At 31.7% G+C, this 1051-nt stretch carries 1 protein-coding gene; it reads right to left on the bottom strand.

Translation table 11 applies throughout. From position 1 onward, the window contains the following. Window positions 1-135: 135 nt before the first annotated feature. On the bottom strand, window positions 136-1051 hold a 916-nt coding region (locus tag BUC17_RS13865), incomplete at its 5' end, for a DUF4238 domain-containing protein (RefSeq protein ID WP_073365524.1).

Raw genomic sequence — 1051 nt, 5'->3', positions numbered from 1 at the left:
TAACGTTCCGGCGCTTGGCGAGGTTGCGAACTTCGGAACCGATTATTTTCTATCAAAGATAAAATTTCTTGCGAAAAGTAAACTTGAATTTACTACAAAATTCGCAATCTTGCCAAACGCCTGTTACCAGCAGTATTATTCAAAAATATTGAAGACTTCATTCTTAAGTAGTTCAATTTTCCATTCAGCGTCGTAGATTGAAGCCAAATTTGCTATTGAATTTAAATATGCAGCGTCAGGACCACAAACCAAATTGTCTGCCTGGAGAAAAAGCAATACATCTGTTGAAACTCTGTTTTCAGGCGGAATTTCTTTTAAATGTTTTCCTAATGTATGATAGATAATCTTACTTTTGGAAAGAGGGAAAATAAGTTCAGACTTTAGAATGTTTTCTTCATGCTTTTTCTTAATTATCAACGGATTATCGCATAATAAATGAGGATGATTGTCTTGTTTTGGCGCATAATAAATTTTCCAGTTATTTAAGGAACTGTCTCTTTCTACTCCAAAATAATCTTGCATTGCCATAATAATTCTGTAGCTTCCTATAAACGAAGGTTCATTGATAATTCTGTCAAACAATTCTTTTGGAGCATTTTCTCCTGTTATTTTACTTTTAATCGTAAATACAGAGTTTTCTGGATTTAAATTTTTTACATGATTTGAAACTTCGTTGTCTTGGTTAGGTACTCTCCAATGTATATCAGCGATAAAAAGAATTAGATGAAAAAGATCTTTTGCTGTCAACTCAATTTCCTCAAGTCGTTCAGTTAGTTTTCGATAAATAGGAGAAAATTTATCTTCTCCAAATTGATATAGCTTTTCAACAAAATCTGTTTCTTCTCCATGAACGTTATAAGTGTTTCTATTCCATTCAAAGAAAACTTGTTTTGGACTTTTTCTATTGGAATCAATTCTGCCAAGTTTTTTATTATAAACAGATACTTTTCCGTCATTTCCAACGAATCCTTTTATATAAAATTCTGGGATATAGTGATGTCTTTTTGAAAGAGTCAATTTTTTAAGGAGTTTCGTTAATATTGCTGGTAAC

Origin of the sequence: Flavobacterium fontis (assembly GCF_900129405.1) — a bacterium.
Lineage (GTDB): Bacteria > Bacteroidota > Bacteroidia > Flavobacteriales > Flavobacteriaceae > Flavobacterium > Flavobacterium fontis.
This window is presented reverse-complemented; position numbering and strand designations above follow the sequence as displayed.